Genomic DNA, 16,291 nt, shown 5'->3' with positions numbered 1-16,291 from the left:
GATGAACGATTTCATCGCCCGCGGGGGATTTTTTTATTAAAAAAAGCTAAAAGAGGTGAAAGGCATGACAACCGAACGAAAAATCGCCTTCAAAGTAAAAGAAATAGAGGGAGATACGCTGACCCCGATTGCGCTTTTCCATCAGCTTACGGGTGAAAAGAAGTTTCTGTTGGAAAGCTCTTATAAACACAAACAAAGCGGCCGCTATTCTTTCCTTGGTGCCAATCCTGTTGAAGAGTATAAAGCAACGGGACTCGCAGCGGAGCGAATGAACCATCGGACCGGCAAAAGAGAAACGCTCGGCGGCCACAGCCTTTTGCTACTAAAGGGTCTCATTCCCCAAAGGCAAGGTGAGGAGCAGCCCTTCCCTTTCTTCGGGGGCGGCGTTGGCTACATCGGCTATGATGTCATGTTTCTGGATGAAAAGATTGGCGACTCGCTTGAAGATGAGCTGGAAATGCCCGATGTCCATTTCATGTTTTATGACACCTTCATTGTGTACGATCACCTGCTGCAAAGAATCACACTTGCTGCTGTGGATTTATTTGGTGACAGGACGGCAGAGGAAATGGACGATGCCCTTCTCAAGTTAGAGGAAAATATAACGCTCTCCTCTCCCCCGCGCACGCCGGAGTCACTGGAGACCCTCCTTTTCACCGGCAATGTCGATCAGGCACAATTCTGCCGCATGGTGGAAGCAGCGAAAGACCACATTGTGCGCGGCAACATTTTTCAAGTGGTACTTTCGCAACGGTTGAAAGCGGCTTTTAGCGGAAGTCCATTTTCATTGTATCGGCGCATTCGGACATCCAATCCATCACCGTATATGTATTTTTTAGACTTCAAGGATTATACAGTGCTAGGCGCTTCCCCCGAAAGCCTGATTAAAGTCAGCGGCCGGAACGTGACCGCCAACCCGATTGCCGGCACCCGCCGCCGCGGCAGTGATGATCAGGAGGATGAAGCCCTTCAGCAAGAACTGCTGCATGATGAAAAAGAAAACGCCGAACATCGCATGCTTGTCGATTTAAGCCGTAATGACCTTGGCCGTGTATGTGAAACAGGAAGTGTTTCCGTGACGAAGTATCGGAATATTAAAAAATATGAAACAGTCATACACCTTGTGTCCGAAGTGAGCGGAGCGTTAAGAACAGAAATCGACCCGCTTGATGCCTTATCATTTTGCCTGCCCGCCGGAACAGTATCGGGCGCACCGAAAATCCGCGCCATGCAGATCATCAATGAATTGGAACGTGTGAAACGGGGATTGTATGCCGGCGCTGTCGGCTACCTTTCATGTAACGGAAACCTGGACTTCGCGCTCGCGATCAGGACAATGATTGTGAAAGAAGGTCAGGCCTTTGTCCAGGCCGGTGCCGGAATTGTGTACGATTCCATTCCGGAAAAAGAATATGAAGAAACGATGCATAAGGCAAACGCCCTGCTGGAGGTGAAAGGATGATTTTGCTCATCGATAATTATGACTCTTTCACGTATAACCTGTATCAGCAAATCGGATCGCTCGGCAAAAACGTTCGTGTCATCCGTAATGATGAACTTACAATCGAAGAAATTGAAGCGCTGGAACCAGAAGCTATCGTGCTGTCGCCAGGGCCTGGAGCACCAGAGGAAGCGGGCATTTGCTTTGAGATTGTCCGCAGTTTTTACCACCGTATCCCCCTCCTCGGCATTTGCCAGGGACACCAGGTGCTCGCCGCTGCCTTCGGGGCAAAAATCAGGCCGGCAAAAAAGATCAAGCACGGAAAAATTTCACTTCTCTCCCACGAAGAAAAAGAACTTTTCCAAACGCTCGCCAGCCCTTTCCCGGCCATGCGGTATCATTCGCTCTCAGTCGACGAAGAGACACTGCCGCAAAAGCTGGAAATACTCGCACGCTCTCTCGATGATGGCGAAATCATGGCGATCCGCCACCGTGAGTATCCAGTGTACGGGCTGCAGTTCCACCCCGAATCCATCGGGACAAAAGCTGGAACCGACATCATCAGGCAATTTTTCCGCCAATGCCGAAAGGAGAAGAATATGAAAAATTATTTGATAAAGCTTGCCGGACACCAGGCGCTTGCCGCAGCAGAAATGGCTGAAGCCGTTGAAGAAATGCTGCAGGAAGACGCGACGGATAGTGAAATTGCCGCTTTCCTTGTTGCCCTGAAAGCAAAAGGGGAAACAGTGGATGAAATAGCTTCCCTCGTCAATGTGCTTCGCCAAAATGCACTCACAACTGGCAGGCAGCATACCGGCGTGATGGATAACTGCGGAACAGGAGGAGACGGCTCGCAAAGCTTCAACATCAGTACGACCGCCGCTTTTGTGCTCGCAGGTGCCGGAACGAAGATTGCCAAACACGGCAACCGCAGCGTTTCGAGTAAAACAGGCAGCGCGGATGTACTCGAACATTTAGGAATATCACTCGATTATCTTGAAGGCGAAACAGATGAACTTCTCGAGGAAAACGGCATTGCTTTTCTGTTTGCTCCGAGCGTCCATCCGAGGATCAAACGGATTATGAAAGTACGCCGCGATTTAAAAATTCCAACCATTTTTAACTTGATTGGACCGCTCACCAATCCCATCGAGCTTGATACGCAGCTTTTAGGCATTTACCGCCGCGACATGCTCGAGAGTATGGCTTGTGTCCTCCATCGCCTTGGCAGAAAGCGGGCCGTTGTTATAAACGGAGCCGGTTTTATGGATGAAGCCTCCCTGGCCGGAGAAAATCATTTGATTTTGCTTGAAGAAGGCCTGCAAAAGAAAATGACTGTTACCCCTGAAGAAGTCGATCTCCCCGTATATAGCCTGGAAGACATTCGCGGCGGAGAAGCGAAAGAAAATGCGGATATTTTAAAGAGAATACTAGAAGGGGAAAAAGGCGCACACCGTGACACAGTGCTTTTAAATGCAGGAATCGGTTTGTTTGCCTCAGGCAAGGCAAGGACCATTCAAAAAGGGATACAGCTTGCGAGGGAAAGTATCGATTCCGGATCGGCTCTTTCGAAGCTTCATTACTTGATAGATTATTCGAGGAAACGGAGGTCGCAGTATGGAAACAACAATCTTGGATAAAATTTTAGCGGAAAAAGAAAAGGAAATCAGCATGCTAAAACAAACATTCCATCCGGCCGCAGCAGCGAAATCACCAAAAACATCCTTGTATGACCGCTTCTATCATTCTGAAAAAATGAATGTCATTGCGGAAATCAAGAGGGCCTCCCCTTCCAAAGGAGAGATTAATTTTACAGTGGATCCAACCCTGCAGGCAAAGCGGTATGAAGAGTACGGCGCGGATGCCATTTCCGTCTTAACTGATACCCCCTTTTTCAAGGGAAGCATGGCGGATTTGCAACTGGTGCGCCAGGCAGTGGATGTGCCAGTGCTGTGCAAGGACTTTATCATTGATGAAATACAAATTGACCGGGCACTGGCAGCTGGAGCGGATGTGATTTTGCTCATCGCTGCGGCCCTTTGCACTGACAGACTCGGCACGCTTTACAGCTATGCAAAGGAAAAAGAACTAGATGTGCTGCTTGAAGTCCATAACGAGCCGGAAATGGAAATGGCGCTCTCAGTGGATGCAGATGTGATTGGCATTAATAACCGGGATTTAAAAAGCTTCGTGGTCGACCTTGGTGTGACTGAACGCTTATTGAACAAGTACGACCATCCCGGGAAAATCTTCATCTCGGAAAGCGGTTTTCAAACAGCTTCTGATGTGGAGCGCGTCAAACAGGCTGGGGCAAGAGGGATTTTAGTTGGTGAAGCATTGATGAAAAGTGAGAATATTTCCCGGATAATGATGGGGTTAAAAATCAGCCTGTGAGGTGTCTGACTAAGTGAAAGTGAAAATATGCGGCATCACGGATATCGGTACAGCAAGGCATGCGAAAGAGATTGGGGCGGACGCAATTGGATTTGTTTTTGCCGAAAGCAGGCGGAAAGTGACGGTCGAACAGGCTGCTGCCATCTCGGCGATGGTGAATGAGGATCCAGTGAAGGTCGGCGTATTCGTGAACGAAAGCTATGAAAATATCATGAGGACCGCAGAACAGGCTTCTCTCGATATGATCCAGCTCCACGGCGAGGAACCGCCTGAGCTGGCCCGGAAGATTAAACTGCCGGTAATCAAAGCTTTCAGTTTTCAAAAAGGAATGTCCGTAAACGGGATGCTCGCCTATCCAGCAGATTATCTTCTGCTAGATAGCCCGGCTGGCGCTCATCGAGGCGGGAATGGGACTGCATTTGACTGGCACTTGCTGCAGGACGAAAATTTTGACCGTTCCCGGCTGATTTTGGCCGGCGGCCTCCATCACGGAAATGTAAAAGCGGCGGTTACGATTGTCCGCCCCTTTATGGTGGATGTTTCAAGCGGTGTAGAGAGCGATGGTGTAAAAGATCAGCAAAAAATGAATGAGTTTATTTCAGCGGCGAAAGGAGCTATAAAGCTATGACAATATATACCCAGCCAGATGAACGCGGACATTTCGGGATTTTTGGAGGAAGATACGTACCCGAGACACTGATGAATGCTGTTTTCCAATTGGAAGAAGCGTATGTGGAAGCGATGCAGGATCCTGCATTTTTGAAGGAATTGAAAAGCTATTTAACTGATTATGTCGGCCGGGAAAACCCGCTTTATTTTGCCCGTAACTTAACAGAGAAACTGGGTGGGGCGAAAATTTATTTAAAACGCGAGGACCTGAACCATACGGGGGCCCATAAAATCAACAACACGATTGGGCAGGCGCTGCTCGCCGTCCGTATGGGGAAAAAGAAAGTCGTGGCAGAGACGGGGGCCGGCCAGCACGGTGTCGCTACCGCGACCGTCTGCGCGCTGCTGAATTTGGAATGCGTAATTTTCATGGGAGCCGAGGACATTCGCCGGCAAAGATTAAATGTTTACCGCATGGAGCTCCTCGGGGCAAAAGTCGTCAGTGTCAATCAAGGCAGCAGCACATTGAAAGACGCGGTTAATGAAGCATTGCGTTACTGGGTGGCTAACGTTGAGAACACTCATTATATTATGGGATCCGTGCTTGGCCCCCATCCTTTTCCGCAGATGGTCCGTGATTTCCAAAGTGTCATCGGCCTTGAAACGAAAGGGCAAATGCTGAAAAAAGAAGGCCGGCTTCCGGAAGCAATCGTTGCCTGCATCGGCGGCGGAAGCAATGCGATGGGCATGTTTTATCCGTTCATTGATGATACGGAAGTGAAGCTTTTCGGAGTGGAAGCAGCCGGGAGCGGCATAGATACAGAAAAGCATGCAGCATCGCTCACAGAAGGTAAAATTGGCGTTCTCCATGGCAGCAAAATGTACCTCCTCCAAGATGAGGCTGGTCAGATCCAGGAAGCACACTCCATCTCGGCAGGACTTGATTATCCAGGTGTAGGGCCCGAGCACAGCTTATTGAAAGAAATTGGCCGCGTGGAATATACAGCGGTGACGGATGAGGAAGCACTAGAAGGGTTTTCCTTATTAACCCGAACTGAGGGCATCCTGCCAGCGCTCGAAAGCTCCCATGCGATTGCCTATGCAGCAAAACTCGCGAAAACGATGGGCAAAGACGAATGTATTGCAGTCTGCTTATCCGGCAGGGGCGATAAAGATGTGGAAACCATTTTTGCGAGATTAGGAGGCGGAAAAAGTGAGTAAATTCAAACTGGCAGAAGCGCTTCAATCGGCGGCGTCCAAAAATGAAAAAGCGTTTGTCCCTTATATAATGGCTGGCGACGGCGGGCTTACTACATTAAAGGAGAGGCTGCTGTTCTTGCAGAGCATAGGCGCCACAGCTGCTGAAATCGGAATCCCCTTCTCGGATCCGGTTGCGGATGGACCAGTCATTCAAGAAGCGGGAAAGCGCGCACTCAGGGAAGGTGTTACGCTGAGGAATGTGCTGGAGTTTTTGATTGTTAATAGAGAGGCTTTTCAGATTCCGATGATTTTGATGACGTATTTGAACCCGGTGTTTCAATACGGTGCAGCAGCATTCGCGGAAGAGTGTTTGGCGGCAGGAGTTTCAGGCGTAATCGTCCCTGATTTGCCGATTGAAGAGGAAGAAGAAATCGGGTTGGAGCTGAAAAAGAGGGATCTCGCATTGATCCGCCTGGTATCGCTCACCAGTACCGAGGAAAGAATCGCCAAGATCATAGACGATGCGGAAGGTTTTATATACGCTGTTACGGTGAACGGAATCACAGGCTCCCGGTCGGGATATGAGGGTGGTATTGCATCGAATCTGGAAAAAATCAAATCAAAAAGTCCCATCCCTGTCCTGGCCGGGTTTGGTATTTCTTCAAGAGATCAGGCGGCAGAACTAAGCCGGTACTGTGACGGCGTGATCGTCGGCAGTAAGATTGTCGAACTGTTCCACGAAGGGCGGCAGGAGGAAATAAAAGAGCTGATGCCGTGACATTTTTCTGAGGGGCCTGGACGGGAAAGTGGGCGGACAGCTTATTTTCCTATTTCTCAGATTTATTTTCCTGAGAACGTCATTCCAGACACTTTTTCTCAAAAAACCGCCCCCATCGGGAGCGGTACTATTTAGTGCCCGCCAAGGTAAGCCATCTTCACTTTTTCGCTTGCATTGAGCTCATCAGGGGTACCGGAGAGCACGACGCGACCGGTTTCGAGGACGTAGGCCCTGCTGGCGATGGAAAGCGCCATATGGGCATTTTGCTCGACCAGCAGGATGGTCGTCCCTGCCGCATTGATTTCCTCAATGATCCGAAAAATCGTTTTTACCAAGAGCGGAGCGAGTCCCATGGACGGCTCATCGAGGACGAGCAGGCGCGGGCGCGCCATGAGTGCACGTCCCATCGCGAGCATTTGCTGCTCGCCGCCTGAAAGCGTGCCGGAGTGCTGTTTTCGGCGTTCCAGAAGACGCGGGAACAATCCGTACACTTTTTCAGCATCTTCCCGAATACCCGCCTTATCCTTACGCAAATAGGCTCCAAGGTCGAGATTTTCTTCAACCGTCATATTGGCGAACACGCGCCGGCCTTCTGGCACATGAGAGATGCCCATCTTCACGATCGCCTGTGCCGCCTTCCCGGCAATATTCCGTCCCTCATAAATGACCTGCCCCTGCTTTGGCTTCAGGAGGCCGGATATCGTCTTGAGCAGCGTGCTCTTGCCGGCGCCATTCGCCCCGATGAGAGTCACGATCTCCCCTTGGTTGATTTCAAGCGAAACGTCTTTCAGCGCCTGGATATTCCCGTAATATACATTTATTTCTTCCACTCTGAGCATCATGAAACCTCCTCGCCAAGGTATGCTTCGATTACCTTCGGATTATTCCTGATTTCATCAGGTGTTCCCTGGGCAATCATCTGTCCGTGGTCGAGAACATAAATCCGCTCGCAAACACCCATCACAAGAGGCATGTCATGCTCGATCAGCAAGACCGTCAAATCGAACCGCTCTCGTATCAACGAAATCAGCTTCATCAAGTCCCTGGTCTCCTGGGGATTCATTCCGGCCGCCGGTTCATCGAGAAGAAGCAGCTTGGGGTTCGCAGCAAGTGCGCGGGCAATCTCGAGCCTTCGCTGCTGCCCGTAAGGAAGGTTCTTCGCTTTTTCATCCTTAAATGATTCAAGGGCGAATATTTTTAAAAAATCCAACGCCTTGTGATCCATTTCTTTTTCCCCGCTAAAGTGCCCCGGCATGCGGAAAATGGAGCTAGCGATTGAATGCTTCGCCTGCGAGTGGTAAGCCACCTTGACGTTGTCAATCACCGAAAGCTCTCCAAACAGGCGGATATTCTGGAAGGTCCGGCTTACACCTCTCCTTGTAATCTTGTAAGGAGGAAGCTTGTTCAGCTTCTCGCCATTAAAGAAGATGCTTCCTTCTGTCGGTACATAAACACCAGTCAAAAGGTTAAAAAACGTAGTTTTGCCCGCACCATTCGGGCCGATGAGACCGACAAGCTCGCCAGCATGCAGCTCCATTTCCACATCTGCCACCGCCCGCAGGCCGCCAAAACGGATACCGGCGTTATCTACTTTTAGTAACGGTTGCTGCTCCATCCGCCACTCCTCCTTCCCTTTTTCCACTTCTCCTACAGAGCTCTTTGCTTCGCATCCACGCTTCCTCCCCCTGATCCTTTCCTTTTAAAAAGTGAACCGATTTCTCTCGTGCCCATCAGTCCCTGCGGGCGGTACAGCATGGTCAGGATCAGCACAAGGCTATAGATGATCATCCTTGTTTCCGGATATTCCTGCAGGAAGGTGGAGACAATCGTCAGGAGAATGGCCGCAATTACAGCTCCAGACAGGCTGCCAAGCCCGCCTAACACAACGAAAATTAAGATATCGAACGATTTTAAGAAGCCGAAGTTAGACGGCTGGATGATGTAAAAATTATGGGCAAAGAGCGCCCCCGCAATGCCGGCAAAAAAGGCGCCGATCGCAAATGCCGTCACCTTGTAAAAAGTCGTGTTGATGCCCATCGCATCTGCTGCCGTCTCGTCTTCCCTGATCGAGATGCAGGCCCGTCCATGCGTGGAATTCGTAAAATTAGCAATCACAACAATCGTCAAGATGACACATGCAAATGTCCATGGCCATGTTGTCAGATGAGATACCTGCAGACCACTCGCGCCGCCCACATAATCCATATTGAGCAGGATAATCCGAACAATTTCCCCAAATCCCAGTGTTGCGATGGCCAGATAATCTCCTTTGAGGCGCAGGCTCGGGATCCCGATAAGAAGGCCCGCAACAGCCGCCGCAAGCCCGCCCGCAACGAGCGCCACAACAAACGGAAGCCCTAGCTTCATTGTCATGATCGCCGAGGCGTACGCTCCGACTGCAAGAAATCCTGCATGGCCGATCGAGAACTGGCCGGTGATGCCAATGATCAAGTGCAGGCTTACGGCAAGAATGGTATAAATGGCGATTGAAAAGAGAGTGTTCAGGTAAAACTGGTTGAGCATGCCGCCAGCAATCATGAACTGGACGGTCCCGAAGACAACAGCGCCGAGTAAAATAAAGAGCCAGAACGTTTTTCCCTGTTTAAGAATTTTCACATTCCTGCCCCCCTATACTTTTTCCCGTACATTTTTGCCGAACAGCCCGGAAGGCAGGAAAATGAGGATCAGGATCAGGACAACGAATGCCGCGCCATCCCTCCATAATGAGTAACCAAGCGCGCTGACTAAGGCCTCGATGACTCCGAGAAGGAGCCCTCCGACCATTGCCCCGGGAATAATGCCGATTCCGCCGAGCACAGCAGCCACGAATGCCTTCAGCCCTGGGATAATGCCCATGAGCGGTTCAATCTTGATATAGTAGGTTCCGAAGATGACGCCGGCAGCACCAGCAAGTGCAGAGCCGATCGCAAAAGTGGCGGAGATGGTGTTGTTCACATTGATGCCCATCAGCCTTGCCGCATCCGCATCGTGTGACACTGCGCGCATCGCTTTTCCAATCTTGGTTTTATGGACAATGAATTGAAGAAGAATCATAAGGGCAACAGAAACGCCAAGAATGAAGATCGATTGGCTGCTGACAGACAGGCCGAACAAACTAATGGTTTCCTTTGGCAGGACATCTCCCGGATAGGCTTCAGGCTGGGCACCGCGGAAGTAGATGACGCCATATTCAATCAAAAGCGAGACACCGATTGCGGTAATCAGCGCTGCAATCCGTGTTGCGTTGCGAAGCGGCTTGTAGGCTATCCGTTCAATCGCTACTCCGAACAAGGCACAGGCGGCCATTGTCAAAACAAGCGCGGGGAAAAACGAGAGATCAAGGATCGTGATCGAGTAAAAGCCCATAAACGAACCGACCATAAAAACGTCACCGTGGGCGAAATTGATCAGCTTAACAATTCCGTACACCATCGTATAACCTAGTGCAATCAGGGCATAAATGCTCCCCAGCGATATTCCGTTCACTAACTGCTGTACAAGTTCCATATTGAACTCCCCTTGGAAATACTGTTTTTATTAGTTCAGGACAAAAGCGTAAGCGCCCGTCTAACAAAGTCCATTAGTCGATGACGCTCAGAGCCGGATACTCATTACGATTCAGGAATTTTTATGATTTCCATGTAATCAAGGACAAATAGGGGGACCGAGCCCCCCTACTCCAGCCTGTTATGGATTCACCTTCGTCTCAAATTTCTGCTCTCCGTTTTCATACTTGAGTATGGCAGCTGATTTGACAGGATCATGGTTTTTATCAAGTGTCAGGTTCCCGGAAACAAGCTGAAGGTCTTTTGTCTTTGCGAGCGCCTCCTTGATTTTCTCAGGGTCTGCGCCTCCCGCGCGCTTGATCGCATCAGCTAGATAGTAGCCGGTATCATATCCCAGGGCCGCAAAAGCATCAGGTGATTTCCCTTTGTACTTTGTCTTGAAAGCTTCAACGAACTTTTGGATTTGTTCTTCCGGGTCGCCGGAGGAATAGTGGTTTGTGATAAATGTATTGTTCAAGGCTTCTTTCCCGGCGATTTCAACAAGCTTCGGCGAATCCCAACCGTCCCCACCCATAAAAGGTACATCGAGGCCAATTTCGCGTGCCTGCTTGATAATCAATCCGACTTCCTCATAGTAACCAGGAAGGAAGATGAAGTCTGGATTCTTTGATTTGATCCGCGTCAGTGTCGCCCGGAAATCAGTATCCTTTGCCACATAGGCTTCTTCTGCCACGATTTTGCCGCCTTTTTTCTTATAGGAAGATTTAAAAGCTGCCGCTAGCCCCTTGGCATAATCGCTTGAGCTATCGATGAAAACGGCCGCACTTTTCGATTTTTGCTTCTCCACAGCAAAGTTGGCCGCAACCGTTCCCTGGAAAGGATCGATAAAGCAAGTCCTGAAGACATAATCATTCACTTTTCCGTCCTTATTCGTAATCGCAGGGTTGGTCCCTGTCGGGGTAATGATTGGAATTTTGTTATCCTGTGCAACCTGTACTTGGGCTAGCGTATTCGTGCTTGTCGCAGCACCAATGATCGCTACTGCTTTATCCTGTGTGGCGAGCCGGATAGCGGCACTGGTCGCTTCAGCGGCCTCTGATTTATTGTCCACTTTCTTCAAAACGATTTTTTTCCCGTTAATGCCTTTTTCGTTGATTTCGGAAAGTGCCAGGTCAAGCCCTTCTGAAATGGATTGTCCATACGAAGCGACACCCCCCGATAACTCCAGGTTAGCCCCGACTGTAATGCTATCTCCGCCTTTACCTGATGTTGCTGATCCGCCGCTCTTTTCCCCTCCGCAGCCAGCTAAAGCACCTGCTATCAAAGAAAAAGACAGAACCACACCTGCAAGCTTGCTTGTCTTCATGCTAAAATCCCCCCATATTTTCGCTTCTAACTACATGTCCAAATAAAAATCGAATAATAATTTTTTAAATTAAATTAATATTCTGACAGAAGTGTACATGACTTTGGGGCGCTGAGTCTATCGTATCTTGGCAGGAATACAGGTTTTTTTTAGCCATAAAACAAGCCGTTGCGACATAATATTGTAAAAAAAATAGCCCAAGCTGTTTCGGGAGATTCCCGTTATGGCTTGGGCTTTACTATTATGGCGCCAGCTCTGTCTTTTTTGTTTCCGTCCCCAAGATGAGGACAGCCGCGGCTCCAACCAATATAGATATACAGAAAATCAGAAAGATCATCGAGATGGAAACACCGTTTGCCACCAAATACGGAACAAGCAACGGACCGAGAATACCGCCAATCCTGCCGAATGATGCTGCCATGCCGGCGCCTGTGCCGCGAATGCTTGTCGAATATTGCTCAGGTGTATAGGCGTATAGGGCTCCCCAGGCTCCCAGGTTAAAGAAAGAGAGGAAAATTCCCGAAACGATCAGCAGCCAGAGTGCCTCGGCATTTCCGAAGAAGTAAGCGCTCACGGCTGTCCCGGCCAAATAAACGACGAGGACGAATTTCCTGCCAGCTTTTTCAATAAGCCAGGCTGCAGTAAAATATCCAGGCAGCTGGGCCAGCGTCATGATGAGCACATACTGGAAGCTTTTGATCATGCTGAATCCCTTCATGATCATTACGCTTGGCAGCCACAGGAACATGCCGTAGTAGGAAAATACGACGCAAAACCATAAAACCCACAGCATAGCTGTTTTTTTTGCATTTTCTCCGGACCAGACACGTCTGAAACCTTCAAGGAGCGATACCCTTTCCGACTTTTTACTAGCCAGGAATCTTGGCGAATCCGGCAGGTTGACCCTTAAGTAAATCGCGTAAAAAGCCGGAATTGTGCTGATCAGCAGCGCCCATTTCCATCCGTATGCCGGAATGACAAAATAGGAAATGACTGCGGCAAGCAGCCAGCCGAATGCCCAAAAGCTTTCAAGCAGAACAACGGTCCTGCCGCGCTTTTCGGCCGACACACTTTCCGAGACAAGCGTCGAGGCCACCGGCAGTTCCCCGCCAAGGCCCATTCCGATAAAAAAGCGGAGGAGCAGGAAGGCAGCCAACGATGTGGCAAAAGCGGAAATTCCGCTTCCAATCGAAAAAAGAAGCAATGTAATCATAAAAACATTTTTCCGGCCGATCCGGTCGGCCATATATCCAAAAATCAGGGCTCCCGCTGCCATGCCAATAGAATTGACACTCCCGATCCAGCCCATTTCCTTAACAGACAGCCCCCAGTCCACCTGCAGCGCCGCAATGATGAACGACAGCATCCCCACATCCATCGCATCGAACATCCAGCCCATCCCGGCAATCCCGAGCAGCTTCCGGCTGGACATCTCTTTCTGGTCTCCCATCCTTAACAACCCCTTTATAGGCATATGCCTTTCCATTCTATATTCTGCCGATCATTTCTGCTCTTATCACCCATTCACTCATTTTTGCTGTGCAACGAGTATTCTAACACGTGTCTTTACACTTGTCATTATTTAAATTTACAGCTTGCTTGATTGCCTTGTGTTGCCTAGTGCTGCAGAGTATGTTAAAGAGGTGATTGTTTTTTACTAAGCGGATGCGGATTTTTTATAAAACCTTGTGGCATTCAGGAGAAAAAGAGCTTTTTCTACTCAAAAGTGGATACTTTATTGGTAGTTTCTTGATCAACTTATTCTGTAATCGGTTACACAATAATAATTGGACGCAAGGCTAAGCTTATCAATCCATCTATTTACGGTTTTGGGCATTCTATCCCACGGTAAACCCCTCCCCACCCACCTTACAAGTAAATGGGGTGTAAAATTACCGCATGAGATTCTTTTCCCTGCTAAGCAAGGGCTGTCTGTTTTTATTCTGTTAAAAACAGGTTCGAGTCATACTGCCTGTATTCCAATGGCCCTAAGCTTTACCGTCACTTTAAACAAATCGCCATCGACATCAATGTCCAGGCTGCCATCGTGAACGTCTGCAATCGATTTGGCAATCGCAAGTCCGAGGCCTGAGCCATCGGTATGGCGGGATTGGTCTCCTCGTTTAAAGCGCTCGAACAGCTCATCACTGTTCTCGCTCAGTTCGTATTTGGACACGTTCTTGAACACCATGATTGCCTGGCCTTGCTGCTCACTTACCGAAATGAACACCCGCGTATTTTCCAGGGAATAATTAAGAATGTTGCCAATCAGGTTATCGAACACGCGCCATAGCTTCTGCCCATCTACATGTGCATATACGGGGTTTTCGGGTGAAGCCACCCTGAAGGTCAGGGAGGATTGCGCGATTCTTTCATCATGCTCGGCCAGCGCCTGCTGTAAAAGCTGGACGAGATCGACCTTTTCTTTTACAAGCTCAATGCTTCCACTGGCCATTTTCGATGCTTCGAACAAATCGTCAATCAGCACTTTCAGCCGCTGGGATTTCCGGTCGATGATTTCAATATAATCGGACCGCTCCTGCTCGCTGATACCCTCCGCTTTCAGCAGCTCCGTGTACGTAATGATAGAGGTCAATGGCGTACGCAGGTCATGGCTTACATTGGTGATTAGCTCCGTTTTCAGCCTCTCGCTTTTTGCCTGCTCGTTTTGCGAGACTTTGAAGCCATGTTTCAGGGAGTTAATATCAGCTGCATGCCTTGCAAGCACCGATTTCCCTTTTACAGGCAGATCCGGCCCCAGCCTCCCCTGAGCAATTTCTGCGGTATTGGCAATAATCGTGTTAAAATACCCTGTACTCCTGACCAGCATGATCATTGCCGTAAGACCCATCAGCAGGCACAAGCCAAAGACAATTATGAAATTAGGTTCAATCAGTACAAGCACCGCCGACGCCCCCAAGATAGACACCACTGCCATGAGGACTGCCATCTGGAACCCGATACTCCTGATAAGAAAGAAATCCTTGAATCCATTCCATATTTTCACAGACAAGCTTTTTTCCCATAGCATCCTAAATTCTCTCCACGATTTAACCTCACTAAAGATGCCGATAGCCAGAAACCCTGCAAATGCTGTTAGGAAGGTAGAAGCTGCAAGACAAATGGCAATATCATCTAAGGACAGAATGAAGTTATCAGCTGAATAAATAATGCTGACATTGAGAAATTCAAGCGCGGCGAAGGCCATTAATCCGGCTGTCACTACAGCAGCCAGCCGAACATCCACCGGGAACAGATTTACTAATGGCAGCATTTCTCCCCCATGTCTCTGTACCGCCAGCTTCATTCTCTTGAAGGTCAGGACGCTTGCAATCAGCGCCACAAGGCTTGCGGCGACGAAAATAAAGAAAATCTTTTGCTGTTGCTTGAAATTTTGGTAAGAGACCATGACTGGATTTGAATCGGGTGCCGATTCCGATACGGCAATCCGGCCTTCGAGCAACATTGTATCCCCGCTTATCGGCTCCATTGTTTCATTTATGTTTTTATAATAATCCTGCAGCTCGAGAAAACCTTTTCCGTTTTCTGTATAATTACGGATGAACAGCATATATTCCTTGTTTAAAAACTCTTCGGCAGCACTTTTTGATTTCACATTAAGGTTCGTATGGACGGTATCGGTTTTCGTATCAACCAAATAATATTTAAACGCCGACTGGTAACGGTCGTATTCCGGCCTCTCCGCTTCCATTGACCGATAAAATTCGTCAATCTTCTGCTCTTTCTCCTTTACCACCTTTTCTCGTACAAACTCATCATTGCTGAAATTTTTCGTAATATCATCTATTTTCGAATCGCGTTCCTTCCTATAAATTTCAGCTGCCTCTTTGTTTCCGGCAGAAACTGCATCTGCAATCCTGTCCTCGTATTGGCCATTGATGTTAGAGACTTGATCGTTTAAATCACCATAGCGGAATCGATGTTCGTCAATCTCCTCCTCGCTAACGGTGATGGCTTTCTTGGCTTCTTCCGCCCTCAGGCTATCCCACTCAAATGCTGCTGCATAATTAATGAATTGATTCAATTCCGTTTCAAACTGCTGGGTCTTAAAGTAACTGCCCTTGAAAAATTGACCGTTTCCATCCATTACTGCCATCAGCCCGCTGAGCCCAAAAGCGAACAGCATGGACCAGCCCAGAAAAAACAGCCTACTTTTCCATTTTGTATCCAATCCCCCACACCACCTTCAAAAATTTAGGATTCTTCGGGTTAATCTCAATTTTTTCGCGGATTTTCCTAATATGTACGGCAACTGTATTTTCAGCGTTAAATCCAGGCTCTTTCCATACTCGCTCATAAATTTCATCGATGGAAAAAACACGGCCTGCGTTCGTCATCAACAGCTCCACGATCCGATACTCGATTGGTGTCAGCTTGACGATCTCACCGTCAACCGTCACTTCCTTTGCCGCCTTGTCGAGGCAAAGACCCTTTAAATCAATCACTTTATTTCCGCCTTCATAGGTGCCCAGCGTGACATATCGCCTGAGCTGCGACTTTACCCTTGCAATGAGTTCCAGCGGGTTGAAGGGCTTGGTGATATAATCATCAGCTCCCACCTGAAGGCCAAGGACTTTATCGGTATCCTCACTTTTCGCGCTCAGCATGATGATTGGGATGTTTCTTTCTTCACGGATTTTGAACGTTGTTGAAATCCCATCCTGCCGGGGCATCATAATGTCCAGGATGATTAAGTGGATCTTATGTTCGTTCAGTTTTTCAATCGCTTCGATTCCATCCTTTGCTGTGATGACTGTCAGCCCTTCATTCTTCAAATAAATGCCGATCGCATCACAGATTTCCCTATCATCATCCACCACAAGCACCGAATATTGTTCCATTGCCCATCCCTCTTTCCTCTCACTGACTCTATCTTATCCGCCAAATCTTAACATTCAGCAAGCAAGTTTCTTAAGATTTTCTTAAGCTTCTTAGTTTACAGCAACAGCCGCTGCTATTAAGTCCTATTATATAAT

14 protein-coding genes are annotated in these 16,291 nt (G+C 48.6%); 6 read left to right on the top strand and 8 right to left on the bottom strand.

Annotated features, from left to right (window positions below):
• The first annotated feature begins 64 nt into the window (after window positions 1-64).
• Genes trpE through trpA form a run of 6 tightly spaced genes read left to right on the top strand, consistent with a single transcriptional unit; the run spans window position 65 to window position 6,422 of the window.
• Complete coding sequence (gene trpE, locus D1970_RS05985) at window positions 65-1,462, top strand: anthranilate synthase component I (RefSeq protein ID WP_119111982.1); 1,398 nt, start codon at window positions 65-67, stop codon at window positions 1,460-1,462.
• Window positions 1,459-3,081, top strand: a complete 1,623-nt coding sequence (gene trpD / locus D1970_RS23360; protein WP_119111981.1) for an anthranilate phosphoribosyltransferase — start codon at window positions 1,459-1,461, stop codon at window positions 3,079-3,081. Before trpE ends, trpD begins: the two co-directional genes overlap by 4 nt.
• Window positions 3,059-3,835 carry an indole-3-glycerol phosphate synthase TrpC gene (gene trpC, locus D1970_RS05975; protein WP_119111980.1) on the top strand — a complete coding sequence of 259 codons (777 nt, stop codon included), beginning with the start codon at window positions 3,059-3,061 and terminating at the stop codon, window positions 3,833-3,835. The genes trpD and trpC overlap by 23 nt, the downstream gene beginning before the upstream one ends.
• Before the next feature lie 13 nt (window positions 3,836-3,848).
• Entirely contained in the window at window positions 3,849-4,463 is a 615-nt protein-coding gene (locus tag D1970_RS05970) for a phosphoribosylanthranilate isomerase (RefSeq protein WP_119111979.1), read from the top strand.
• The gene (gene trpB, locus D1970_RS05965; protein ID WP_119111978.1) at window positions 4,460-5,665 is read left to right on the top strand and encodes a tryptophan synthase subunit beta; all 1,206 of its coding nucleotides are present in this window, start codon (window positions 4,460-4,462) and stop codon (window positions 5,663-5,665) included. Before D1970_RS05970 ends, trpB begins: the two co-directional genes overlap by 4 nt.
• Window positions 5,658-6,422, top strand: a complete 765-nt coding sequence (gene trpA, locus D1970_RS05960; RefSeq protein WP_119111977.1) for a tryptophan synthase subunit alpha — start codon at window positions 5,658-5,660, stop codon at window positions 6,420-6,422. Before trpB ends, trpA begins: the two co-directional genes overlap by 8 nt.
• A gap of 131 nt (window positions 6,423-6,553) precedes the next feature.
• Here trpA and D1970_RS05955 read toward each other — a convergent pair whose 3' ends face one another.
• The 8 genes from D1970_RS05955 to D1970_RS05920 all read right to left on the bottom strand — a co-directional run bounded on the left by D1970_RS05955 (window position 6,554) and on the right by D1970_RS05920 (window position 16,156).
• Window positions 6,554-7,261, bottom strand: coding sequence for an ABC transporter ATP-binding protein (locus D1970_RS05955; RefSeq protein WP_119111976.1), 708 nt, complete (start codon window positions 7,259-7,261; stop codon window positions 6,554-6,556).
• The gene (locus D1970_RS05950; protein ID WP_119111975.1) at window positions 7,261-8,037 is read right to left on the bottom strand and encodes an ABC transporter ATP-binding protein; all 777 of its coding nucleotides are present in this window, start codon (window positions 8,035-8,037) and stop codon (window positions 7,261-7,263) included. Before D1970_RS05950 ends, D1970_RS05955 begins: the two co-directional genes overlap by 1 nt.
• Before the next feature lie 32 nt (window positions 8,038-8,069).
• A complete protein-coding gene (locus D1970_RS05945; RefSeq protein WP_374978542.1) occupies window positions 8,070-8,999 on the bottom strand; it encodes a branched-chain amino acid ABC transporter permease in 930 nt (309 codons plus the stop codon).
• 51 nt (window positions 9,000-9,050) lie between these two features.
• Complete coding sequence (locus D1970_RS05940) at window positions 9,051-9,929, bottom strand: branched-chain amino acid ABC transporter permease (RefSeq protein ID WP_119111973.1); 879 nt, start codon at window positions 9,927-9,929, stop codon at window positions 9,051-9,053.
• Window positions 9,930-10,109: 180 nt separating this feature from the next.
• Complete coding sequence (locus tag D1970_RS05935; protein ID WP_119111972.1) at window positions 10,110-11,294, bottom strand: ABC transporter substrate-binding protein; 1,185 nt, start codon at window positions 11,292-11,294, stop codon at window positions 10,110-10,112.
• A 241-nt stretch (window positions 11,295-11,535) separates the two neighbouring features.
• Window positions 11,536-12,744, bottom strand: a complete 1,209-nt coding sequence (gene niaP, locus D1970_RS05930; RefSeq protein WP_119111971.1) for a niacin permease NiaP — start codon at window positions 12,742-12,744, stop codon at window positions 11,536-11,538.
• Window positions 12,745-13,257: 513 nt separating this feature from the next.
• Window positions 13,258-15,486, bottom strand: a complete 2,229-nt coding sequence (locus D1970_RS05925; protein ID WP_119111970.1) for a sensor histidine kinase — start codon at window positions 15,484-15,486, stop codon at window positions 13,258-13,260.
• Window positions 15,464-16,156, bottom strand: coding sequence for a response regulator transcription factor (locus tag D1970_RS05920; RefSeq protein ID WP_119111969.1), 693 nt, complete (start codon window positions 16,154-16,156; stop codon window positions 15,464-15,466). Before D1970_RS05920 ends, D1970_RS05925 begins: the two co-directional genes overlap by 23 nt.
• Window positions 16,157-16,291: the final 135 nt, after the last annotated feature.

Source organism: Mesobacillus zeae (genome assembly GCF_003570705.1).
GTDB lineage: Bacteria > Bacillota > Bacilli > Bacillales > Cytobacillaceae > Mesobacillus_C > Mesobacillus_C zeae.
The sequence above is the reverse complement of the archived record's forward strand: the minus strand, read 5'-3'. Positions and strand labels throughout refer to the sequence as shown.